22 protein-coding genes and 1 pseudogene are annotated in these 21,327 nt (G+C 62.7%); 14 read left to right on the top strand and 9 right to left on the bottom strand.

All coding sequences use genetic code 11. The features are described from left to right. Nucleotides 1-505 precede the first annotated feature (505 nt). The 9 genes and pseudogenes from B9Z01_RS27965 to B9Z01_RS35720 all read left to right on the top strand — a co-directional run bounded on the left by B9Z01_RS27965 (nt 506) and on the right by B9Z01_RS35720 (nt 6,283). Nucleotides 506-1,327, top strand: coding sequence for an alpha/beta fold hydrolase (locus B9Z01_RS27965; protein ID WP_085488807.1), 822 nt, complete (start codon nt 506-508; stop codon nt 1,325-1,327). 426 nt (nt 1,328-1,753) lie between these two features. Further along, nucleotides 1,754-2,560, top strand: a complete 807-nt coding sequence (locus B9Z01_RS27960) for an NAD-dependent epimerase/dehydratase family protein (protein WP_085488806.1) — start codon at nt 1,754-1,756, stop codon at nt 2,558-2,560. A gap of 10 nt (nt 2,561-2,570) precedes the next feature. Beyond that, nucleotides 2,571-2,843 (top strand): annotated as a pseudogene (locus B9Z01_RS27955) (MFS transporter); the annotation flags it as partial. Between the two features lie 325 nt (nt 2,844-3,168). Next, the gene (locus B9Z01_RS27950; protein WP_085488805.1) at nt 3,169-4,005 is read left to right on the top strand and encodes an RNase A-like domain-containing protein; all 837 of its coding nucleotides are present in this window, start codon (nt 3,169-3,171) and stop codon (nt 4,003-4,005) included. A gap of 6 nt (nt 4,006-4,011) precedes the next feature. Then, the gene (locus tag B9Z01_RS27945; protein ID WP_085488804.1) at nt 4,012-4,302 is read left to right on the top strand and encodes a contact-dependent growth inhibition system immunity protein; all 291 of its coding nucleotides are present in this window, start codon (nt 4,012-4,014) and stop codon (nt 4,300-4,302) included. Between the two features lie 31 nt (nt 4,303-4,333). Continuing rightward, on the top strand, nt 4,334-4,624 hold the full coding sequence (locus B9Z01_RS27940) for a contact-dependent growth inhibition system immunity protein (protein WP_085488803.1): 291 nt from the start codon (nt 4,334-4,336) through the stop codon (nt 4,622-4,624). 31 nt (nt 4,625-4,655) lie between these two features. Next, nucleotides 4,656-4,943, top strand: a complete 288-nt coding sequence (locus tag B9Z01_RS27935) for a contact-dependent growth inhibition system immunity protein (protein WP_085488802.1) — start codon at nt 4,656-4,658, stop codon at nt 4,941-4,943. Nucleotides 4,944-5,158: 215 nt separating this feature from the next. Then, nucleotides 5,159-5,728: a transposase gene (locus B9Z01_RS27930; protein WP_143809086.1), complete on the top strand. Its 570-nt coding sequence runs from the start codon at nt 5,159-5,161 to the stop codon at nt 5,726-5,728. A gap of 399 nt (nt 5,729-6,127) precedes the next feature. Next, a complete protein-coding gene (locus tag B9Z01_RS35720) occupies nt 6,128-6,283 on the top strand; it encodes a hypothetical protein (RefSeq protein ID WP_158608233.1) in 156 nt (51 codons plus the stop codon). A 120-nt stretch (nt 6,284-6,403) separates the two neighbouring features. On the opposite strand, the gene B9Z01_RS35935 is transcribed toward B9Z01_RS35720, so the two are convergent. The 6 genes from B9Z01_RS35935 to garL form a co-directional block, all read right to left on the bottom strand. Further along, the gene (locus tag B9Z01_RS35935; protein WP_208626257.1) at nt 6,404-6,766 is read right to left on the bottom strand and encodes a hypothetical protein; all 363 of its coding nucleotides are present in this window, start codon (nt 6,764-6,766) and stop codon (nt 6,404-6,406) included. Beyond that, the gene (gene tnpC, locus B9Z01_RS27920; RefSeq protein WP_085488801.1) at nt 6,763-8,403 is read right to left on the bottom strand and encodes an IS66 family transposase; all 1,641 of its coding nucleotides are present in this window, start codon (nt 8,401-8,403) and stop codon (nt 6,763-6,765) included. The genes B9Z01_RS35935 and tnpC overlap by 4 nt, the downstream gene beginning before the upstream one ends. A gap of 29 nt (nt 8,404-8,432) precedes the next feature. Further along, entirely contained in the window at nt 8,433-8,756 is a 324-nt protein-coding gene (gene tnpB / locus B9Z01_RS27915) for an IS66 family insertion sequence element accessory protein TnpB (protein WP_420814731.1), read from the bottom strand. A gap of 21 nt (nt 8,757-8,777) precedes the next feature. Beyond that, nucleotides 8,778-9,128 (bottom strand): IS66-like element accessory protein TnpA, encoded by a 351-nt coding sequence (gene tnpA, locus B9Z01_RS27910; RefSeq protein ID WP_085488800.1) that lies wholly within the window; start codon nt 9,126-9,128, stop codon nt 8,778-8,780. A 214-nt stretch (nt 9,129-9,342) separates the two neighbouring features. Further along, nucleotides 9,343-10,272: a 2-hydroxy-3-oxopropionate reductase gene (locus B9Z01_RS27905; protein ID WP_275937529.1), complete on the bottom strand. Its 930-nt coding sequence runs from the start codon at nt 10,270-10,272 to the stop codon at nt 9,343-9,345. Beyond that, nucleotides 10,269-11,069, bottom strand: coding sequence for a 2-dehydro-3-deoxyglucarate aldolase (gene garL / locus B9Z01_RS27900; protein WP_085488798.1), 801 nt, complete (start codon nt 11,067-11,069; stop codon nt 10,269-10,271). The genes B9Z01_RS27905 and garL overlap by 4 nt, the downstream gene beginning before the upstream one ends. A 277-nt stretch (nt 11,070-11,346) precedes the next feature. On the opposite strand from garL, the gene B9Z01_RS27895 reads away from it, so the two are divergent. Next, nucleotides 11,347-12,930 (top strand): aldehyde dehydrogenase (NADP(+)), encoded by a 1,584-nt coding sequence (locus B9Z01_RS27895; RefSeq protein WP_085488797.1) that lies wholly within the window; start codon nt 11,347-11,349, stop codon nt 12,928-12,930. 171 nt (nt 12,931-13,101) lie between these two features. Here B9Z01_RS27895 and B9Z01_RS27890 read toward each other — a convergent pair whose 3' ends face one another. From B9Z01_RS27890 to kdgD, 3 genes are all read right to left on the bottom strand, one after another. After that, a complete protein-coding gene (locus B9Z01_RS27890; protein WP_085488796.1) occupies nt 13,102-13,845 on the bottom strand; it encodes a FadR/GntR family transcriptional regulator in 744 nt (247 codons plus the stop codon). 267 nt (nt 13,846-14,112) lie between these two features. After that, nucleotides 14,113-15,471 carry an MFS transporter gene (locus B9Z01_RS27885; RefSeq protein ID WP_085488795.1) on the bottom strand — a complete coding sequence of 453 codons (1,359 nt, stop codon included), beginning with the start codon at nt 15,469-15,471 and terminating at the stop codon, nt 14,113-14,115. A 196-nt stretch (nt 15,472-15,667) separates the two neighbouring features. Next, nucleotides 15,668-16,585 (bottom strand): 5-dehydro-4-deoxyglucarate dehydratase, encoded by a 918-nt coding sequence (kdgD, locus tag B9Z01_RS27880; protein WP_085488794.1) that lies wholly within the window; start codon nt 16,583-16,585, stop codon nt 15,668-15,670. Nucleotides 16,586-16,842: 257 nt separating this feature from the next. Here kdgD and garD point away from each other — a divergent pair, with 257 nt between their 5' ends. The 4 genes from garD to dctP all read left to right on the top strand — a co-directional run. Continuing rightward, nucleotides 16,843-18,432: a galactarate dehydratase gene (gene garD, locus B9Z01_RS27875; protein WP_085488793.1), complete on the top strand. Its 1,590-nt coding sequence runs from the start codon at nt 16,843-16,845 to the stop codon at nt 18,430-18,432. A 99-nt stretch (nt 18,433-18,531) separates the two neighbouring features. Then, the gene (locus B9Z01_RS27870) at nt 18,532-19,383 is read left to right on the top strand and encodes an NAD-dependent epimerase/dehydratase family protein (protein WP_085488792.1); all 852 of its coding nucleotides are present in this window, start codon (nt 18,532-18,534) and stop codon (nt 19,381-19,383) included. Continuing rightward, complete coding sequence (locus tag B9Z01_RS27865; protein ID WP_085488791.1) at nt 19,383-20,336, top strand: SMP-30/gluconolactonase/LRE family protein; 954 nt, start codon at nt 19,383-19,385, stop codon at nt 20,334-20,336. The genes B9Z01_RS27870 and B9Z01_RS27865 overlap by 1 nt, the downstream gene beginning before the upstream one ends. Nucleotides 20,337-20,944: 608 nt before the next feature. After that, a partial coding sequence (gene dctP, locus B9Z01_RS27860; RefSeq protein ID WP_167387580.1) for a TRAP transporter substrate-binding protein DctP occupies nt 20,945-21,327 on the top strand: 383 nt, incomplete at its 3' end.

Raw genomic sequence — 21,327 nt, 5'->3', positions numbered from 1 at the left:
CCGGTGTCGGTGCGCACTGCGCTGGGCAGATGGCGCAAGAGTAGGGGATCGGAAGAAATTGTGTTGCGATGCGACGTGCGTCAAAAAACCGCCTTGTTTTATGCGGGATATGTTTATTCCGATCGCAAGCTATTGATGAGCATCAAGTTTTTTTAATTGCCTCGCGCGCCCCGCACGACGAGTCTTAACGCGTGCGGCGTCGATCTGCGTCAATCAACCGCGCTGCAGCAATGCGCTGCGCCACGCTTCGTCGAGGCTCGGCGGGCTTCGTCGCGGGCCGCGTTCATCGTCAACCGACAATCGATCCATCCGAGCCGACTTCCTTCGCCGATAAGCTGGCGAGGCGATTTTTTTACTTCTACGATGCTCGTTGCCGCCTTGCCATTTCAGGCACTCTCCACCCGGCCGTACCCGCATGGTCTTCTGTCATGCACGGCGCGCATGCTTCGGGAGCAGCTTCATCCACCTGCCGGCGACGGCAGACTTCAATCACAGGAGTCCACAGATGAGCACGATCAAAACGAAAGACGGTACGGCGATTTTCTACAAGGACTGGGGCAAGGGCCGCCCGGTCGTGTTTTCGCACGGCTGGCCGCTCACCGCCGACGCATGGGACGCGCAGATGCTGTTTCTCGGCAGCAAGGGCTTTCGCGTGATCGCGCACGACCGCCGCGGCCACGGCCGCTCGGAGCAGCCGTGGGACGGCAACGAGATGGACACCTACGCCGACGATCTCGCCGCGCTGATCGAGCATCTCGACCTGCGGGACGCGACGCTCGTCGGCCATTCAACGGGCGGCGGCGAAGTCGCGCATTACATCGGCCGGCATGGCACGGGGCGCGTCGCGAAGGCCGTGCTGATCGGCGCCGTGCCGCCGCTGATGCTGAAGACCGCCGACAATCCGCTCGGCCTGCCGATCGACGTGTTCGACGGCATCCGCAAGGGCGTCGTCGACGATCGCTCGCAGTTCTTCAAGGATCTCGCGGTGCCGTTTTACGGCTACAACCGGGCGGGCGCGAAGGTGTCGCAGGGCGTGATCGATTCGTTCTGGCGGCAGGGCATGGCTGGCTCGATCAAGGGACTCTACGAGTGCATCAGGCAGTTTTCCGAAGTGGACTACACCGAGGACCTCAAGAAGATCGACGTGCCGACACTCGTGCTGCACGGCGACGACGATCAGATCGTGCCGATCGACGCCGCCGGCCGGCAGACCGCGAAGATCGTCAAGGACGCGACGCTGAAGGTGTATCCGGGCGGCCAGCATGGCATGTGCACGGTCGAGGCCGACAAGGTCAATGCCGATCTGCTCGAATTCATCGGTTCGTGATGGTGTAGCGGAATGACGGCGCGGGGGCGGTGGAGGGCGGCGAGTGCTTGCTGTTCTCGCGGCCGCCCCCGCGCTTTCTCATTTGAAATACCTCGAGACGCCGAGGGCTTGCCAATTCTGTTTCGCGTTGCTTGCAGTGCGCCCACACCGTGAGCGGATCGAAAGATCCATCAATGGAACGAAAAATCATCTTTCAGTTATACGACATCCCATAAATATAAGACTCGTATCTCTTTGTTTTATAAAGAAACGGTGAATTCGCGACGCTGAAATTAAGGGTAAATGCCTGGTTGAAATCCGCTTGGCCATCGTTGATAGTACGTTATCGTATAACATGAGTGGGTTATGCGACGCGGTGCGTCCTCCACTCGGTTCTCCCTGTCTCCCGGTTCGATCTCGCGCGCGGCGCACAGTAAAGGAACTCCTATGAAGAAGATTGCCCTGAGTGGCGCCGGCGGCCAGCTCGGCTCCGTCGTTCGTGCTGCGTTCGTCGCGCGCGGTGTTCCGTTGCGTTCGGCGGCGGGCTCGAAAGTGCTGACGCCGCTCGTCGCGGGCGAAGACGTGATGAACGGCGACCTGCGCGACCCGGCGGTCGTCGATCGGTTGCTCGACGGCGTGGACGTGCTGATCCACCTCGCCGGCACGAGCGTCGAGCGTCCGCTGCCCGAGATCATCGAGAACAATCTGCGCGGTCTCGTCGAAGTCTATGAGGGCGCGCGCCGCAACGGCGTGAAGCGCATCGTGTTCGCGAGCTCGAATCACGCGATCGGCATGTACCCGGTGACCGAGCATCTGAGCCTCGACTGCGAATTGCGCCCGGACGGCTTCTACGGCCTCTCCAAGGTGTGGGGCGAAGCGCTCGCGCGCATGTACTGGGACAAGCACGGCATCGAGAGCGTGTGCGTGCGCATCGGCAGCTGCCTCGAGCGACCGACCGAGCAGCGCCACCTGAGCACGTGGTTCGGCCATGAGGACTTCATGCACTTCCTCGACCGCTGCATCGAAGCCGAAGACGTCGGCTTCCTGACGATCTGGGGCGTGTCCGCCAACACGCGCAGCTGGTGGGACAACAGCGGCGCCGCGCGTCTCGGCTATCAGCCGAAGCAGAACTCCGAAGACTACGCCGCGGACATCCTGTCGCGCCCGAATCCTCTCGATGCGCTCGGCCAGCGCTTCCAGGGCGGCGCCTTCGTCGGCATCGACTATTCGCGCAAGGACGACCCGGCGCTCTGAGCGGCGGTGCCAGACACTGTCGGGCGCGCTGTACGCGATCACCTCGGACATGTTCGGCAAGAACGAAGTCGCCACCGCGACGGGCATGGCCGGCTATCTGGGTGCCGCGGCGTTCACTGCGCTGTTCGGCGTGCTCGTCACGCAGATCGGCTACAGCCCGCTGTTCGTCGTGCTGGCCGTGTTCGACCTGATCGCCGCGGCCGTGGTCTGCCTGATGGCGAAAAGCTCGGACAAGGCGCCTGAGCCGATGTGGATGTCCACGGAGCCGGTGGCTGTGAAGTAACTCGAGTGCGGGTCGGCTCGGGAGAGTCTAACCGTGGATGGAAAGAAGCGGCGCCCGTTTTGGGGCGCCGTTTTTTTCATGGTCGCGTGACAAGCGGCTTGTCGAAGAACGGGACATGCGCCGTCGAGGCGCAGGTACGGTACTCGCACGAGATTCATCCATCGCCTATACCGGACGGCGTTGATGCATTGACCAGGTCGGGTCGGTGCAGCACTCCGAAGGCAGAGCTTTTCATGAGGTATTCGCACAATTCATCCATCGCCCATAGCCCGATCGTGTCCTCCCTGTTAGCGTGCCGATTCGATAGGAATACGGAGGATTTTGCATGGCGCAGGTTAATGAGTCAGACGGATTTCGTGTAGCACTGAGCGCGCCGCAACTGGCGGCGATACTGGCTCGCCAGTCGATCAGCCAGTCAGAGATGCTTTCCAACCGGCTATGGGGCGGTCTGCAGGTCGTCGGCGGCGTGCTGGAAATGGTCGGGGCGGGCGCGCTATGTGTGTTGCCGGAACCGACCATGGCGAGCAAGGCGGGATGTGTCGCGTTTGGCGTGCATGGTTCGGATACGGCGGCGGCCGGTTTGCGGCAGATCTGGACGGGTCATGACACAGCTACGTTGACGTTGCGGGGCACAGCGAAGCTGGCCGAAGCGATGAAGGTCAGTCCTGACATGGCGAACAATATCGGCCTGTCAGTCGACATGATCGTGCCGTTCGGCTTCGCTGGGTCGGTCAAGGCTGCACGCGTGGCCGGCGTCACGATGGGCCGGATCAATCTGCAAATGCATGAGGCGAAAGCGCTCAATCCAAGGCTCGGAGGACACACACTCCTGAAACATGTTGGCAAGGACGAAGCGTGGCTCAGGGACCGGCTGGAACGCGAACCCAAGCGAGCAACCGTATCCTCATTTACAAACCTTGAGCAGGCCGAACGCGCCATTTCGGAGACAATGCAGGCTAATGCCGCAAAAATCAGGGCATGGGCGCAGTCCCCAAATCAGGATGAGGCGGTGAGAATAAACAAAGTCGTTGCCGGCGATATCGGCTACGGAGTGACGCGGGCGACTGGCAAACTCACACGGATGAACGAGGTTTTCGTGACACTAAAATACGAAACCTACAATGGCATGCCGTATTACATTCTTACCGCCTACGTTGGATGAGAACCAATGAATTCGTCTGAGCGTTATCCAGAAATGGATCGTATGTTTGGTATTTACTTCGGCCAGGATTTTGACCTGTTTGGAGAGACCGTCCCGGAAATTGTCGCGTGTTACAAGAAAGGAAGCCCTTACCGTTATCAAGAGCTGATTCAGGAAATGAACTCGTTCAGGGGCGAACACCCTGATGACCTGGATTCCGCGTTCGAAAAGGATTATGGGCGGGATTTTGATCCCAAATTATGGGGCTACACAACCGCCTCGTTTTTTGACGAATTGAAGCGCCTCCTGAGCGAGTAAGCTCTCCGGCTGCTCAGTTGGATGAGAACCGATGAATTCGTCCGAGCTTTATCCAGAAATGGATCACATTTTTGCTATTTACTTCGGCCAGGATTTTGACCTGTTTGGAGAGACCGTCCCGGAAATTGTCGCGTGCTACAAGAAAGACAGCCCTTACCATTATGAAAAGCTGCTCCGCGAACTAGGCGCGTTCAGGCAGGAACATCCGAATGACCTGGACTCCGCGTTCGAAAAGGATTATGGACGGGATTTTGATCCCAAATTATGGGGCTACACAACCGCCTCGTTTTTTGACGAATTGAAGCGCCTCCTGAGCGAGTAGGCTCTCCGGCTGCTCAGTTGGATGAGAACCAATGAATTCGTCCGAGCTTTATCCAGAAATGGACCATCTTTTTACGACGTATTTCGGCCAGGATTTTGACCTGTTTGGAGAGACCGTCCCGGAAATTGTCGCGTGCTACAAGAAAGACGGCCCTTACCATTATGAAAAGCTGCTCCGCGAACTAGGCGCGTTCAGGCAGGAGCACCCGAATGATCTGGATACCGCATTCAAACCGTTCAGGCGGGGATTTCGACCCGAGGGATGGGGTTATACCATCGCCTCTTTCCTTGACGAGATACAGCGCATTCTGAGCGAGTAAGCTCTCCGGCTACTCAAAACCTGGCCGTGCACCTGTGTATCAAAGTAGCCGTGCCTCGCACGGCCTTTTTTTGGGGTTGGTGAATTGGGTGACGTGCTGGTTTGTGGTCCGGTTGTTGTCATGAGGTATGGCTGGCGGTGGGGCTGGGTAAGCGCGTCTTCATTACCGTGTAGATTTCGTCGTTGAGTTTGGCTATTTTGGTGCCCACCAAATGAATGGTGGACGCAACAGTGGACAGCTCTCCTCAATCCAAACGGTCCAAGCGACCCAATTTTTCTGTCGAGTTCAGGCGGCAGATCGTCGAGGCGACGCTCAAGCCGGGCACGTCGGCCGCGCTCATCGCTCGCGAGCACGACATCAACGCCAATCTGCTGTTCAAATGGCGTCGTCCTTATCTTGCCGGCGATTTCGGCATGCCCGAATTGCCGGTGCCAGAGGCGCCTGTACTCAACTGGCTACCAGTGGCCGTAGCTGAGCCTTTACCGGAAGTGCCGGCGTGCCCATCGTCGGACAGCGCCAGCACCTACGAGGTCGAATGCGGCGACGTCCGGCTATGCCTGAGCGCTAGCACGCCCATCGCAACCCTGATCAAGATTGTGCGGGGGCTTCTAATGCTGCCGTCCGCCGTTGGCCTGCCGTCCGGATCCCGAGCGTGGCTGGCCGGGCGTCACCGACATGCGGGCCGGATTCAACGCCCACTGCAGAAAAGGCGGCCTACCTGGAGGCGCACTACAAGCGCTTCCTGGAGTAGGACGCAGAGCGCAGCTCCAAGCCGCGCAATGTAGCCTAGGTCTAGCGGGCTCCAGCGGGGTGCCTGTTGAGGCGGCCACCTCGACATCGTCCGTGCCTGCGAGAATCGCCCACATATGATGACGGCACGTTACGGCCTACAGAAAGCTTTCATGCACGAAACGCTCAAGCAATTAAGCATCGGCTGGCGACAGGGTGTCGCACTGAGCACGGGGAAAAACCATTTATAGTGCACTGCACAAGCCCGTGCGATCGGTAGATGCGACCTGACGGTCGTGTTATAGTGCACTGCACAAGCCCCGTCCGATCGGCAAGTGCGATCTGACGACCGCGTCCGGCGTTGCCGGGTTGCGGACAGACATGCCGCTGAAGGTGATTCGACACGCCTGTCAGCTTCGCCCAGTTTCTGTCTACACCATCAAAATGAGGTCCCTGTGAAATACCTTCCCCGCATCGCCGCGTCTGGAGCACTCCTGGTCGTCGCTCTCGGTATCGTCACCTTCGCCCAGATCAAGTTCGCGCCGCAATCCGCAGACAACAACCCGGTGGCACGGATCGTCCTGAACGTCGAGTCGCAACTGAACGGCTGAGCGACTCCACCGCTGTATGTAGCCCGCGCCCCGCAGGCAAAGAAAAACCCGCCTGGCTCGAAGAGAAGTAAGCGGTGACCACACCCCGTCTTGACGGTCGTCGAAACGGCGTGGGATGCGTTACCTGGATTCGTTCACGTAAATCTTGTAGGCTTTCCCACGGTCGTCCGTGGCGGCCATATATTTGCGGCCACTGACGGGCCAGTGGAACCGAAGCTGGGTAATCGAAGCGACATTGACGTTTTGTTGGGCAAACTGTCGCTCGAGGCTCGAGCGATAGGTCTCAATCGACGCCCGAATTCGTGCTGATTCCAGCGACTCAGGAGAGAGTGCGCCGGATAGCCAGTCAATTTCTATGTCGAATCCCCGCTTATGTATCGACGCGAGATCATCGATCACGTACCCATCCAACATGTAGTTCATGAGACTTGTGAAGCTCGCCCCGAGGTTGTGTATCGCGGAGTAGATGTTTTTGTATTTCATCTTGCAGATCGGGTGTTGGACAGGTCGATCAGGAAGCCTATCGCAGGGCTGTTAGATATGTTCATTGTGCCGACATTCCACGGCAATAGTTCATCGACCCGGTTGATCGGGTGATCCGCAATGAGCACGAGCACGTGGCGCAGATACGTCTCGGGATCGATGCCGTTGAGTTTCGCTGTACCTATCAGGCTATAGATTGCAGCGGCGCGTTCACCACCCGAATCAGCACCGGCAAACAGGTAGTTTCGGCGACCAATTGCGACGCCGGGCAGTGCACGCTCAACAGGCAGGTTGTCGATTTCGATCTGGCCGTCATCACAATAGCGTGTGAGCGCTTCCCACCGGTTCAAGGCATAAAGGATTGCGCGACTCGTGTCGGATTTACGCGAGAGCGTCTCCAGCATCTTTGTAAGCCACTCATGGAATTGATCGAGTAGCGGCTGCGCGTGCTCCTGCCGATGCGCACGGCGCTCGTCAGGCGGTTTGCCCCTGATCGTCTCCTCAATCCTGTATAGCGCCCCGATACGCTCGAGCGCTTCGGTATTCAACGCATTCGGGCGCGCTGCGTGCAATTCGTAGAACTGTCGTCGAGCGTGCGCCCAGCAAGCCGCTTCGGTGACGCGCCCGGTTTCGTAGATGGCCTGATAGCCACCGTACGCGTCTGCCTGCAGCGTGCCGTTGAACGAGTCGAGGTGCTGCTGCGGATGGATGCCCTTGCGATCCAGTGTATAGGCGAACCACACCGCTGGCGGCGTCATATCGGCCGACGCACGATCATCGCGCACGTACACCCACAGTCGACCGGTCTTCGTCTTGCCGTTCCCCGGTGCAAGCACTGGAAACGGCGTGTCGTCGGCATGCAGTTTCGTCGCCGACATCACGTGACGACGTAGTGTTTCAACGAGCGGCTGCGGCAGCGTCGCCGCGTGACCGACCCACTTCGCCAGCAGCGAGCGATCAAGCTCGACACCTTCTCGCGCGTATATGACTGATTGCCGGTAAAGCGGCACGTGGTCTGCGAACTTCGAGACCAGCACGTGTGCCAGCAGCCCCGGGCCAGCGAGGCCTCGTTCGATAGGGCGACTCGGCGCAGGCGCCTGGGAGATGTGGTCGCAACACACGCACGCGAACTTCGGGCGCACATGACGGATGACCCGGAAGCTTGCCGGTACGTACTCAAGTTGTTCGGCGATGTCTTCGCTCAGCGACTTCATCTGGCCACCACACTGCGCGCACTTCCCTGCAGAGTCGGGCAGATGCGTCCTGATCTCGCGCGGGAGATGTTCAGGCAGTGGCTTGCGCCGTGCCTGTTCCGCAGCCACGCGCGGCGTCTTCGGGATTTCGACCGGCGCCGCGCCTTCGTCGGCCTCAAGCTCTTCGAGACGCAGCTCGAGCTGCTCGATCTGATGGTCAAGCTTCTCCGACTTGCGACCGAACTGCATACGACGGAGCTTGGCAAGGAGCAACTTCAGGTGTTCGACTTCGGCTGTGCGCGAAGCCAACGCGGCTTGTTGCGAGTCGACCGTTTCCTGCAGTTTGAGCACATGCGCGTCGCGCTCGCGCAGCGCCGCCTCCTGGCTGAGCAGCATGGCCTTCAGCGTTTCGACATCGTCGGGAAGTGGGCTCGCGCGCGTCATGTGGGCAGTTTACGCGCCGGCGGCGACGTTTACAACGCCGAGGTCGGTCGTGCCGTTCTCGTCGGTTGCCGCCAGTCGATGCCTTCCAGCAGCATCGAGAGTTGCGCCGGGCTCAGGCAGATAACGCCACCGTCGGCTTGAGGCCATACGAAACGCCCCTTCTCGAGCCGCTTCATCAGCAGGCACATACCATCGCCGCTCCACCACAGCACTTTGAGCAGGTCACCGCGCTTGCCCCGAAACACGAAGACGTGCCCGCAGAACGGATCCCGTTCAAGCACGGTTTGCACCTTGGCGGCGAGGCTGTTGAATCCTGCCCGCATGTCGGTCACACCGGCAAGCCAGCCAGACACGCGTGCCTGATGGCAGGCCAATCACGACGACGACCGCAACGTTGCCAGTACCGTCCAGAGCGCGTTCAGGTCAAGTGGTCCATCGAAGCGGACTCGCACGGCGCCACACTCGACGACGATACTCGACGTCTGCGGCGCCGCTATGGGCAAATGCACAGGAATGAACGTCTCGGCGGGCTGAGCTTGCGGAATCGGTTGAGCCGGCTCACGAGCACGACGCCAGCGCGCGATCATGTTGGCGTTCAAACCGTGCTCCTGTGCTACATCCGCGATGGAACGGGCCGGATCGTTTGATTGCGCTACGACCATCGCCCGGAATGCCTTCGAGTAGTTCTTAGATCCAGGTCGTCGGCCTACCGCCTTCGTTTCCATCGTTCTGATTCCCACTTGATCTGGTGGGAACTAGGTTGCCGCTTGTGCGCATCTATGAACAGACGGTGGTGAAGCAACGCTTACGGGGCTGGCGTTCGCTCATACGTATCTGCGACGCGACGCGCGCACACGCAAAAACGCCGCTGCGTCACCCCTTCCTTAAAAAGGAGCGAACGCAGCGGCGCAATTTCCCGAGCGCGCGTGAAGCGTGAATTTACGCCGGCTTCTGCCCGATTTCGTGATTCGCGAGCACTTCGAGCGCGCGCACCATCGCCGAGTGGTCCCACGCCTTGCCGCCGTGCGCGACGCATGCGTTGAAGAGCGCCTGGCAAGTGGCCGTGTTCGGCAGCGACACGCCGAGTGCCTGCGCGGTCGACAGCGCGAGGTTCAGGTCCTTCTGGTGCAGCTCGATGCGGAAGCCCGGATCGAAAGTGCGCTTGGTCATCCGCTCGCCGTGCACTTCGAGAATGCGCGACGACGCGAAGCCGCCCATCAGCGCCTCACGCACGCGCGCCGGATCGACGCCGGCCTTCGACGCGAGCAGCAGCGCCTCGCCGACCGCCTCGATGGTCGCCGCGACGATCACCTGGTTGGCGACCTTGCACACCTGGCCCGCGCCGACCGCGCCGATCAGCGTGACGTTCTTGCCCATCATGTCGAAGAGCGGCTTCACGGTATCGAACGTGGCCTGCTCGCCGCCGACCATGATGGTCAGGGAGCCGGCTTTCGCGCCCACTTCGCCGCCCGAGACCGGCGCGTCGAGGTAGTCGGCGCCGTGCTCGCGCACGCGCGCCGCGAAATCGCGCGTCGCCATCGGCGAGATCGAGCTCATGTCGACCACGATCTGGCCCGCGCGCAGTCCGCTCGCGAGCCCCTGTTCGCCGAACAGCACGCGCTCGACGTCCGGCGTGTCCGGCACCATCACGAAGATCACGTCCGCCTGCGCGGCCACCGCGGCAGGGCTGTCGCACGCGAGCGCGCCGGCCTGGGTGAGCTCGTCGGGCACGCCGCTGCGCGTGAACGCGGCGAGCGCAACGCCGTTCTTCAGAAGGTTGGCGGCCATGGGCTTGCCCATGATGCCGAGTCCGATAAAGCCTGCTTTTTTCATGGAATGCTCCGGAGATGTCGTGGCGGTGACGTTCAAGCTGCGCCCGCCTGTTTCTGCATGAAGTGTTTCTGAACCGATTGCGCGGCGCCCTTGAGCAGCCCGAGGTCCGCGCAGACCGCGACGATGCGCGCGCCCATCGACAGATAGCGCTCCGCATCCGCCTGCACGGGCGCGAGAATGCCGCTGGATTTGCCGGCTGCCTGCGCGCGCGCGAACACGTGCGCGATGGCCTGCTGCACGTCGGGGTGCGCCGCGTTGCCGAGGTGGCCGTACGAGGCCGCGAGGTCGGACGGGCCGACGAACACCGCGTCGATGCCGTCCACCGCGAGAATACTGTCGATCGCTTCGACCGCCTTACGGCTTTCGATTTGCGGGATCACGCAGATGTTCTCGTTGGCGAGCGCGAAGTAATCGGCGACCGTGCCGTAGCGGTTGCCGCGATGGCCGACCGACACGCCGCGGATGCCCTGCGGCGGGTAACGCGTCGAGACGACGGCGCGAGCCGCGTCGTCGGCGCTGTCGACGAACGGCACGAGGAAATTCGAGAAGCCGCTGTCGAGGAAGCGCTTGATGACGACGCTGTCGTTGGCCGGCGGCCGCACCACCGGCGCGCTGCCGCTGTCCTTGAGCGCCATCAGCTGGGGGATCAGCGTGAGCACGTCGTTGGGCGCGTGCTCGGCGTCCAGCAGCATCCAGTCGAAGCCGACCGTGCCCAGCAGTTCGGTGGCGATCGGGCTGGCGAGCGACGCCCAGCAGCCGATCTGGGTCTCTCCACCGCGCACCGCGCGGCGGAAGCTATTGGGCAGGGACTGATAAGGCGTGACTGCGGGCATGCGGTATCTCCTCGAACTGCGATGGATCGGGAAAAGCTCAAAGCTGCGACGACGGCAGGAAAACGCGGTAAGAGCGCCGCAAAACTGCCGTCAAAGCGGCAAAACGCGAAGTCATAAGTCGTCGTATGTCTTGTCGCAGGTTAGCATCGATGCCTGTTCTTGTAACGGGCACGTAAACCCGAATATCCCTGTCCGGCAAGCGTTTCAGGTTGCATGCGGACCTCGCTATGTTGTAGGATGACCTATATCTTAAGCCTTCATGTGAGGAAAGCCAAAAATGCCTATTACCGGTGAAATGCTGATCGGCCGCAAAGCGGTGCGCGGCGACGAAAGAGCGCTGCGCGCATTCAATCCTGCCACGGGTTCCGAGATTGCCGAACCGGTGTTCGGCAGCGGCACCGTTGCCAATGTCGATGAGGCGTGCGAACTGGCGCGCGAGGCGTTCGACATCTATCGTCAACTGCCGCTCACCGTGCGCGCTGAATTCCTCGAGCGTATCGCCGATGGCATCGTCGCGCTCGGCGACGAACTGATCGAGCGCGCGCAGGCCGAATCGGGCCTGCCGAAGGCGCGTCTGGAAGGCGAGCGCGGCCGCACGGCAGGCCAGCTCAAGCTGTTCGCGCAGGTCGTGCGCGCGGGCCAATGGCTCACCGCCACGCTCGACTCGCCGCTGCCGGAGCGCAAGCCGCTGCCGCGCTCGGATCTGCGCATGCAGAAGATCGCGCTCGGCCCGGTCGCCGTGTTCGGCGCGAGCAACTTTCCGCTCGCGTTTTCGGTGGCGGGCGGCGACACCGCCGCGGCGCTCGCGGCCGGCTGCCCGGTCGTCGTCAAGGCGCACCGCGCGCACCTCGGCACGTCGGAGCTGGTCGGCCGCGTGATCCAGCGCGTCGCGCAGGAAATGGATCTGCCGGAAGGCGTGTTCTCGATGATCGTCGGCGCGGGCAACACCGTCGGCGAAGCGCTTGTCGCGCATCCGGCGATCAAGGCAGTCGGCTTCACCGGTTCGCGTGCGGGCGGCACCTCGCTGATGCGCGTCGCGGCGGCGCGTCCCGAGCCGATTCCGGTCTACGCCGAAATGAGCAGCATCAACCCGGTGTTCCTGATGCCGAACGCGCTGGCGGCACGCGGCGACAGCATCGCGCGCGGTTTCGTCGACTCGCTCGTGCTCGGCGCGGGCCAGTTCTGCACGAACCCGGGTCTCGCGATCGCGATCGACAGCGATGCGCTGAAAAGCTTCGTCGCCACGGCTTCCGAAACGCTCGCCGCGAAGCCGGCGCAGACGATGCTGACCGCGGGCATTTACAGCGCGTACGAGGACGGCGAGAGCAAGCTTGCCGCGACGAAGGGCGTCGAGGTCGTGGCGCGCGGCGTTGCCGCAACCGGTCCGACCCAGGCTTGCGCGGCGCTGTTCGTGACCGACGCGCAGACATTCCTGTCGAACCCGGCGCTCGAAGACGAAGTGTTCGGCCCGGCGTCGACGATCATCCGCTGCAAGGACGAGCAGGAACTGCTGAAGGTGGCCGAGCACTTTGCCGGCCAACTGACCGCCACGCTCCAGATGGACCGCGCCGACGTGGCGGCAGCGCAGAAGCTGGTGCCGATTCTCGAGCGCAAGGCGGGCCGGATTCTGGTCAACGGCTTCCCGACCGGCGTCGAAGTGTGTCACGCGATGGTGCACGGCGGCCCGTTCCCGGCCACCTCGGACAGCCGCGCGACCTCGGTCGGCACGACGTCGATCGACCGCTTCCTGCGTCCGGTGTGCTACCAGGATTTCCCGGCGGAACTGTTGCCGCAGGCGCTGGCCGATGGCAATCCGCTTGATCTGTGGCGCCGTCGCGATGGTGAGATCACGCGCGGTTAAGTTGCGTGCCTGATTTCCGTGCCCGGGCCGAGCGCCTGGGCACGAAGCAAGGTGAGACGAAGCAAGGCAAGGGCAGACGGCATCAGCCGATCGCCGATCACAGCGGGATAAAAAAATGGCCGGGATTTCCCGGCCATTTTTTCGCCTGCAACGCAGGCAAACCCAGCAGACTCAGCTATTCGCCTCGCTCGCCTCATTCGCCCGGCGCAGCCGCTCACGGCTATTGGACAGATGCATGCGCATCGCCGCGCGTGCGCCTTCCGCGTCGTGCCGCGAGATCGCTTCGAGAATGCTCTCGTGTTCGAGATTGACGAGCGACAGGTACGAATCCGGGTCGGCGCGCGCGATGCCGGCCGAGTCGAGCCGGTTGCGCGGAATCAGCGCGCTGCCCATCTGCGAGAGGATGTCGACGAAATAACGGTTGCCCGTGGCGCGCGCAACCGAGATATGGAATTGCAGGTCGGCATTTACGCTGTCGAGCCCGTTGTGGCGCGTCGCTTCGATCGCGTCGAGCGCGGTGCGCATGCGCGCGAGGTCGTCCGGCTTCGCGCGTTGCGCGGCGAGACCCGCGCATTCCGTTTCGAGGCTGATGCGCAACTCGAGAATGGACAGCACGTCGCGCAGCGTAGTGGCGGGCACCATGTCGATACCGAGCTTTTCGCGCGGCGGCTCGAGCACGAAGCTGCCGATGCCGTGCCGTGTCTCGATGATCTTGCCTGCCTGCAGGCGTGAAATGGCCTCGCGAATCACGGTGCGGCTTACGCTGAGCGTGTTCATCAGCTGCGATTCGGTCGGGAGTTTGTCGCCGGGCTTCAGCACGTTGGCTGCAATCTGCTCGGTGACATAGTTGACGACGAACTCGGCAAGATTGCGTGCGCGTCGTGGCGGTGCCGCGGATGCGAGTGGTGTAGCCATCGAAAACGCCCCTTGATCTGAAAGTTGCAGAGGTCCCTGCATTTGATTATACCGTCGTCTGACGACTGATTATATAAGCGCCGGATCGTTTTCGGCGAGGTAGTCATAGATATCGGCGAAGTCCGCCGGCACGGGCCTTCCGGGCACGGATACCGCGAGGTGCGCGGCGCGCCGGGCGGCCGGAAATACGATAACCGCAACGATCGCCGAAACTCCGGCCGCAACGCCGGGCAACGCTAACCGTATGCGGTTCACGCATTGCACCGCTCAGGCCGCGCGCAGTTCGACGCGCTTGATGTCCTTCACGATCACGAGGTAGCTGAACACCGTGAGCAGCGCATTGGCGCCGACGAACACGAGCGCGCCGTTGAACGAGCCCGAACGCGCGACGAGATAGCCGATCACGATCGGCGTGACGATGCCGGCCACGTTGCCGAACATGTTGAAGATCGCACCCGACAGACCCAGCGCTTCCCGCGGCGACGTATCGGCCACCACGGCCCAGCCGAGCGCGCCGATACCTTTGCCGAAAAACGCGAGCGACATCAGCGCGACGACGATCCAGTCGGTCGAGACGTAGTTGCAGCCGATGATGCACGTCGACAGCAGCATCCCGCCGACGATCGGCACCTTGCGCGCGACCGTGAGCGATGCGCCGCGCCGGATCAGCCCGTCCGAGATCACACCGCCGAGCACGCCGCCGGAAAAGCCGCAGATCGCCGGCAGCGAGGCGACGAGGCCCGCCTGCAGGATCGTCATGCCGCGCGCCTGCACGAGGTAGATCGGAAACCAGGTCAGGAAGAAGTAGGTCAGCACGTTGATGCAGTACTGCGCGAGATAGACGCCGAGCAGCATGCGATTGCCGAGCAGCTGGCGCACGAGCGCCCAGCCGCCGGACCTGGCGATGTCGTCGGGACGCCCCTTGCGCGCGCCGCTCACGAGGCCGCCGCCTTGCTCGATGTAGTCGAGTTCGGCGCGCGACACGCTCGGGTGGTCGGCGGGATTCTTCATGAACTTCAGCCACGTGAGCGCGAGCAGCAGCCCGATCACGCCCATCACGAGGTAGACCGCCTGCCAGCCGAACACGTGGGTGAGCCATGCCATCAGCGGCGTGAACACGACCGCGGCAAAGTATTGCGCAGCGTTGAAAATGGCCGATGCGGTGCCGCGCTCGTTGGTCGGGAACCAGCTCGCGACGACCTTCGCATTGGCCGGGAACGCCGGCGATTCCGCCGCGCCCATCGCGAAACGCAGTACGAACAGCGCGGTGACTGCCGCGCCGGCGCTGCCGAGCAGGCCGATCGAGCTTTGCAGCAGCGTAAAGAGCGACCACGAGAAAATGCTCGCGGCGTACACGCGCCGCGCGCCGAAGCGGTCGAGCAGCCAGCCCGCCGGCAGTTGCGACAGCACGTAGGCCCAGCTGAATGCGGAGAAGATGTAGCCCATGCGGATCGCGTCGAGGCTGAACGCGGTGCGCATCGCGGAGCCAGTGACCGAAAGGGTCGCGCGGTCTGCGTAGTTGAGGGTGGTGATCAGAAAGATCAGCAGCAGGATCGCGTAGCGGACTCTGGTGCGTGCCGCGGTGTCGGCGGTCTTGGCGGAACTGGCCGGGCGGCTCATGTCCATGGGTCATCTCCTGAATTGTCTGGCGAGCGTGCGGTCTGCACGCCCGGCGGCTGATCGGCCGCCTGCCTGTCATGCGAAAGCGTGCAAAAGCAGAGCGCCCGGCGACGTTGCCGTGCCGGGCGCTCGCAACGGGGCCGTCTATGCGGTCCTCGTTCGTATGGCTGGCGGTGTTCGCGCGAACCGTGACGCCACAGTCTTACTGCGGTCCGAGCTTCTTGATCAGCGCGTCGAGTTGTTCCATTTCTTCGCCGGTCAGATCGGTGAGCGGCGCGCGCACCGGACCTGCGCTGTGGCCGACGAGCTTCGCGCCTGCCTTGACGATGCTGACTGCGTAGCCCGCGCGGCGGTTGCGGATCTTCAGGTACGGCAGGAAGAATTCGTCGATCAGCTTGCCGACCGTGGCGTGATCGTCGGCCGCGATTGCGCGGTAGAAGTCCATCGCGGTCTTCGGAATGAAGTTGAACACCGCCGACGAGTACACCGGCACGCCGAGCGCCTTGTAGGCCGCTGCATAGACTTCCGCGGTCGGCAGGCCGCCGAGGTACGAGAAGCGGTCGCCGAGGCGGCGGCGGATCGTCACCATATTTTCGATCTCGCCCACGCCGTCCTTGAAGCCGATCAGGTTCGGGCAGCGCTCGGCCAGACCTTCGAGCATGTCGGCGTTGAGCTTCGAGTTCGCGCGGTTGTAGATGATGACGCCCATGTTCGGCACGGCCTTGCAGACTTCTTCAGCGTGCGCGGCGATGCCTTCCTGGCTGGCTTCGGTCAGATAGTGCGGCATCAGCAGGATGCCTTGCGCGCCGTGGCGCTCGGCTTCCTTCGCGTAGGCGATCGCGACGCGGGTCGGGCCGCCCGCGCCGGCCAGAATCGGCACCTTGCCCTTGCAGACTTCGGTGGCGGTGCGCACGACCTTCGAGTAGTCGTCGTGCGTCAGCGAGAAGAATTCGCCCGTTCCGCCGGCCACGAACAGTGCCGAGGCGCCGTACGGAGCGAGCCATTCGAGGCGCTCAGCGTAGGTGTCGGCGCGGAATTCGCCTTGTGCGTCGAAGTCGGTAACGGGGAAGGAGAGGAGGCCTTCGGAAACGATCTGCTTGAGTTCCTGCGGTGTCGTCATGGTGAGTATCCAGGCGTCAGTATGTTTTGATTGGTCGGATCGACTCGCAGGACCAGAGGTCCTACAAGTAGAAATTCATTGAAATATTGATTTCTTATACGTCATCGTACAACAACAAATCCGGTAACTCAACGGGGTTTTCACGGCATAATGCATCCTATAGGGTAAATACGGAACATCCAGGCAAAGTTTCATGTTGTAGGATGACGTATGAATGGCTGGTGCAGCAGGCTGATAACGCCTTAAGGATTGATGCAATGGAACAAACTCCGCTCTACATACGCGTTCACCCCAACGACAACGTCGCGATCGTCGTCAACGACGGCGGCCTGGGCGAGGGCGCGGTATTCGCCGATGGCCTCCGGCTGCTCGAGCGTGTGCCGCAGGGCCACAAGGTCGCGCTGGCCGATCTGGCCGAGGGCGACGAGGTCATCCGCTATAACGTGGTGATCGGCTATGCGCTGAAGGCGCTGCCGAAGGGCAGCTGGATCAACGAGCACGTGATCCGCATGCCGAGCCCGCCGGGGCTCGAAGATCTGCCGATCGCCACGACGAAAGCGCCGGACATGCCGCCGCTCGAAGGCTACACGTTCGAGGGCTACCGTAACTCGGACGGCTCGATCGGCACGCGTAACATCCTCGCGATCACGACCACCGTGCAGTGCGTGGCAGACGTGGTTCAGCATGCGGTCACGCGCATCAAGGCCGAGCTGCTGCCGAAGTACCCGAATGTCGACGACGTCGTGAGCCTCGGCCACACGTATGGCTGCGGCGTCGCGATCGACGCGCCCGACGCGATGGTGCCGATCCGCACCGTGCGCAACATCGCGCTGAACCCGAACTTCGGCGGCGAGGTGATGATGGTGAGCCTCGGCTGCGAAAAACTGCAGCCCGAGCGCCTGATGCCGCCGGGCACGATTCCGATCGCGGCGGCCGCGAATGTGGCCGAAGTCGCCGACATCGGCGACGTCACGGCGGACCAGAACGGCGACGTCGTGGTGCTCCAGGACGAAGCGCACGTCGGCTTCCAGTCGATGATCGAGTCGATCATGCGGATGGCCGAAGGGCATCTCAGGCGCCTGAACAACCGCCGCCGCGAAACCTGCCCGGCGTCCGATCTCGTGATCGGCGTGCAGTGCGGCGGCAGCGACGCGTTCTCGGGCCTGACCGCGAATCCGGCCGTCGGCTTCGCAACCGATCTGCTCGTGCGCGCGGGCGCGACCGTGATGTTCTCGGAAGTCACCGAAGTGCGCGACGGCGTCGATCAGCTCACGGCGCGCGCGGCCAATGCGGACGTCGCCGCGGCGATCATCCGCGAAATGCAGTGGTACGACGATTACCTGAAGCGCGGCGGCGCCGACCGCAGCGCGAACACGACGCCCGGCAACAAGAAGGGCGGCCTGTCGAACATCGTCGAAAAGGCGATGGGCTCGATCATCAAGTCGGGCAACTCGGCGATCTCCGGCGTGCTGTCGCCGGGCGAGAAGGCGCGCCAGAAGGGCCTGATCTACGCGGCGACGCCGGCGAGCGATTTCATCTGCGGCACGCTGCAGGTGGCCTCGGGCATTACGCTGCACGTGTTCACGACCGGCCGCGGCACGCCGTACAGCCTCGCCGAAGTGCCGGTCATCAAGGTCGCGACGCGCTCGGATCTCGCGCGCCGCTGGCATGACCTGATGGACATCAACGCCGGCACCATCGCGACCGGCCAGTCCAGCATCGAGGAGGTGGGCTGGGAGCTGTTCCGCCTGATGCTCGAAGTCGCCAGCGGGCGCAGGCAGACTTGCGCGGAGAAGCTCAAACTGCATAACGCGCTGACGCTGTTCAACCCGGCCCCGGTGACCTGATCGCCCGCATGGCCTCTGCCTCGTTCTGGTGAGCGCCGGTTGCTCCGGCGCGCATCTCTGTTCAGTTCATCCGATCGCACTCACAGAAGCAAAAAAGACATGACCGATTCGAACGTTGACCGCTCCGCGGCAAAGAAACCTTTCCACCGTCTGCTCCTCACCGGCGCAGCGGGCAATCTCGGCAAGCAGTTGCGCGGTGCGCTCGCCGGCTGGGCCGATATCGTGCGCGTTTCCGACATCGCGCCGCTTGGCGAAGTCGCCGCGCACGAAGAAGCCTCCGTCGTCAATCTCGCCGATGAAGCGGCGGTGCACGCGCTGCTCGACGGCGTGGACGCGGTGGTGCATCTCGGCGGCATTTCCGTCGAAGCGCCGTTCGAGGATCTGCTCGAAGCGAACATCCGCGGCCTGTACAACCTGTACTCGGCCGCGCAGAAGCAGGGCGTGAAACGCATCATCTACGCAAGCTCGAATCATGCGGTGGGCTTCCACCCGGTGACCTCGGTCGTCGGCATCGACGCGCCGCTGCGTCCGGACGGCATGTACGGCGTGACGAAGTGTTTCGGCGAATCGCTGTCGCGCTACTACTTCGACCGCTTCGGCCTCGAGACCGTGTGTCTGCGGATCGGCTCGTCGTTCGAGCAGCCGAAGTCCGCGCGCATGCTCGTCACGTACCTGAGCTATCGCGACTTCATCGAACTGGTGCGCTGCTCGCTGTTCACCAACCGCGTCGGCCACGCGATCGTCTACGGCGTGTCGAACAACCGCATTTCGTGGGTGGACAACACCAAGGCCGCGTTCCTCGGCTTCCGCCCGCAGGACAGCTCCGAGCAGTTCGAGCATCTGTTTCCGGCCGGCGCGCCCGACACACGCTTCGACGATCCGACCCAGTTGTACCAGGGCGGCCCGTTCGTGCTCGCCGGGCCGATGGAGCCGAAGCGGGAGCCTAAATAATGAGCGCAACGGCCAACCCGACGGTGGAACGGCTCGAAGCGGCCGGGCCGCTGCCCGCGGCGACGGGCGAAAGCCCGGTCTGGCGCGCGGCGGAGCAGGCGCTCTACTGGGTGGACATTCCGGCGAAGAAGATCGTGCGGGCGCGGGTCGAAGCGGGCGAGCGCACCGAATGGCTGTTGCCGGAGCAGGTCGCCTGCATCGCGTTCAATCGTGACAGCACGGTGCTGGCCGGTTGCGAAACGGGGCTCTTCGCGGTCACGCTCGGCGACGCGCCGGGCTCGGCGAACACTGCGGACACGGCGGGCGGCGAGCCGCTGAAGGCGACGGTCCGCAAGCTCGCGGCACCCGAATTCCCGCGCGCCGGCATGCGTTTCAACGACGGTCGCTGCGACCGGCAAGGACGCTTCTGGGCCGGCACGATGGTGCAGGACATGGCCGCGGCTATCGCGGACGGCGCGCTGTATCGCTTCGACGCGAACGGCGTGTTGTCCGCGCCGGTCGTCGATGCGCTCATCACGCAGAACGGCCTCGGCTGGTCGCCGGACGGCACGACGATGTATCTGTCCGACTCGCATCCACTGCGCCGCCTGATCTGGGCGTTCGACTACGACGTCGAGTCCGGCGAGCCGCGCAACCGGCGCGTGTTTGCCGATCTGCATCATTATGCGGGCCGCCCCGATGGCGCGGCGGTGGACGCCGACGGCTGCTACTGGATCTGCGCGAACGACGCCGGCCTGCTGCTGCGCTTCACGCCGCAAGGCAAGCTCGACCGGCAGATCGCCGTGCCGGCCGTGAAACCGGCGATGTGCGCATTCGGCGGCCGCCATCTCGACACGCTGTTCGTCACGTCGATCCGTCCGGGCAACGGCGCGAGCGAGCACGACGGCCACGTGTTCGCGGTGCGGCCCGGCGTGAGCGGGCTGCCCGAGCCCGAATTCGCGGGCCAACTGTAATCAGGCTTGCGGGAAGCATGCGCCGGGATGAAATTTTTCTCCCGGCGCTTTTGTTTTAACGGGCATTTTTATGGCCCTTTATTTGTCACTCATCGTACAACATGCGATGTAGAGAGCATGGATCGTCCGTGTTTCTCCTGCAAAAAAACAACACCTCGCGAGATACTTCCATTCCCATGCCGACGCCGTGCCAGCTGGCGCGGGCCTTGGCGGCATGCTGCGCCGGTCATTGGTACCGGTCGTTTCCTGTCTGCGGGTAAATACCGTCTGTACAAGTCAAAACCGCTTTTATAGACTTCATATGTCGTCGTACAACATATAAGCCCAAACAAATTGCTTTCGGAGGGATTTTGGGCTGCAGTGCAAACACGGCGGCTTTCGGATGTGCATCGCGTTTCTTCATGCGTGCCCGAAAGTTTGCCGGCGTGATTGAAGTAAGGAAGTCGAGTTGTCGACTGGAGTGCTGGAGAACCTGTGCCGGGGATGGTTGCACAGCCAGTACGGCAAGCGCCCGCAACCTGCGAAGGGGCGAGCGTGGAGCCGGAGACGCATCAAAACCATGTCACATCCGCAATTGATGGGATGGTCAATTTTTAAGGAATGTCACGATGAACAAGAAGTTTGCCTCCTCCCGTGTTTCGATGATCGTCGCGGCCGCGGCGCTGGCGTTCAGCACGATGTCGGCTGAAGCCCGCGTGTTTCGCGTTTCGGACGTGCACGGCGACACCTATCCGACCAACATGGCTGTGAAGTACATGGGCGAGGAAATCAGCAAGGCGACCAACGGCAAGGACTCGGTGAAGGTTTTCGGTAACAGCTCGCTCGGTTCCGAAAACGACACGATCGACCAGGTGCGCATCGGCGCGCTCGACATGGCGCGCGCCAACGGTGCGGCGTTCAACGAGATCGTGCCGGAATCGATGATCCCGTCGCTGCCGTTCCTGTTCCGCGACATCGACCATTTCCGCAAGGTCATGTACGGCCCCGAAGG

Origin of the sequence: Paraburkholderia susongensis (assembly GCF_900177725.1) — a bacterium.
Taxonomy (GTDB): domain Bacteria; phylum Pseudomonadota; class Gammaproteobacteria; order Burkholderiales; family Burkholderiaceae; genus Paraburkholderia; species Paraburkholderia susongensis.
The sequence above is the reverse complement of the archived record's forward strand: the minus strand, read 5'-3'. Positions and strand labels throughout refer to the sequence as shown.

Bases quoted from the DNA above. Each gene is read 5' to 3' on its own strand.
- garL (WP_085488798.1), bottom strand. From the start codon at position 11,069: ATGCCCGCAGTCACGCCTTATCAGTCCCTGCCCAATAGCTTCCGCCGC.
- B9Z01_RS27865 (WP_085488791.1), top strand. From the start codon at position 19,383: ATGAGCGCAACGGCCAACCCGACGGTGGAACGGCTCGAAGCGGCCGGG.
- tnpA (WP_085488800.1), bottom strand. From the start codon at position 9,128: ATGGAAACGAAGGCGGTAGGCCGACGACCTGGATCTAAGAACTACTCG.
- B9Z01_RS27950 (WP_085488805.1), top strand. From the start codon at position 3,169: ATGGCGCAGGTTAATGAGTCAGACGGATTTCGTGTAGCACTGAGCGCG.
- B9Z01_RS27960 (WP_085488806.1), top strand. From the start codon at position 1,754: ATGAAGAAGATTGCCCTGAGTGGCGCCGGCGGCCAGCTCGGCTCCGTC.
- B9Z01_RS27890 (WP_085488796.1), bottom strand. From the start codon at position 13,845: ATGGCTACACCACTCGCATCCGCGGCACCGCCACGACGCGCACGCAAT.
- tnpC (WP_085488801.1), bottom strand. From the start codon at position 8,403: ATGACGCGCGCGAGCCCACTTCCCGACGATGTCGAAACGCTGAAGGCC.
- B9Z01_RS27895 (WP_085488797.1), top strand. From the start codon at position 11,347: ATGCCTATTACCGGTGAAATGCTGATCGGCCGCAAAGCGGTGCGCGGC.
- B9Z01_RS27945 (WP_085488804.1), top strand. From the start codon at position 4,012: ATGAATTCGTCTGAGCGTTATCCAGAAATGGATCGTATGTTTGGTATT.
- B9Z01_RS35935 (WP_208626257.1), bottom strand. From the start codon at position 6,766: ATGAAATACAAAAACATCTACTCCGCGATACACAACCTCGGGGCGAGC.
- B9Z01_RS27940 (WP_085488803.1), top strand. From the start codon at position 4,334: ATGAATTCGTCCGAGCTTTATCCAGAAATGGATCACATTTTTGCTATT.
- garD (WP_085488793.1), top strand. From the start codon at position 16,843: ATGGAACAAACTCCGCTCTACATACGCGTTCACCCCAACGACAACGTC.
- B9Z01_RS27935 (WP_085488802.1), top strand. From the start codon at position 4,656: ATGAATTCGTCCGAGCTTTATCCAGAAATGGACCATCTTTTTACGACG.
- kdgD (WP_085488794.1), bottom strand. From the start codon at position 16,585: ATGACGACACCGCAGGAACTCAAGCAGATCGTTTCCGAAGGCCTCCTC.
- B9Z01_RS27885 (WP_085488795.1), bottom strand. From the start codon at position 15,471: ATGGACATGAGCCGCCCGGCCAGTTCCGCCAAGACCGCCGACACCGCG.
- B9Z01_RS27870 (WP_085488792.1), top strand. From the start codon at position 18,532: ATGACCGATTCGAACGTTGACCGCTCCGCGGCAAAGAAACCTTTCCAC.
- B9Z01_RS27930 (WP_143809086.1), top strand. From the start codon at position 5,159: ATGGTGGACGCAACAGTGGACAGCTCTCCTCAATCCAAACGGTCCAAG.
- B9Z01_RS27965 (WP_085488807.1), top strand. From the start codon at position 506: ATGAGCACGATCAAAACGAAAGACGGTACGGCGATTTTCTACAAGGAC.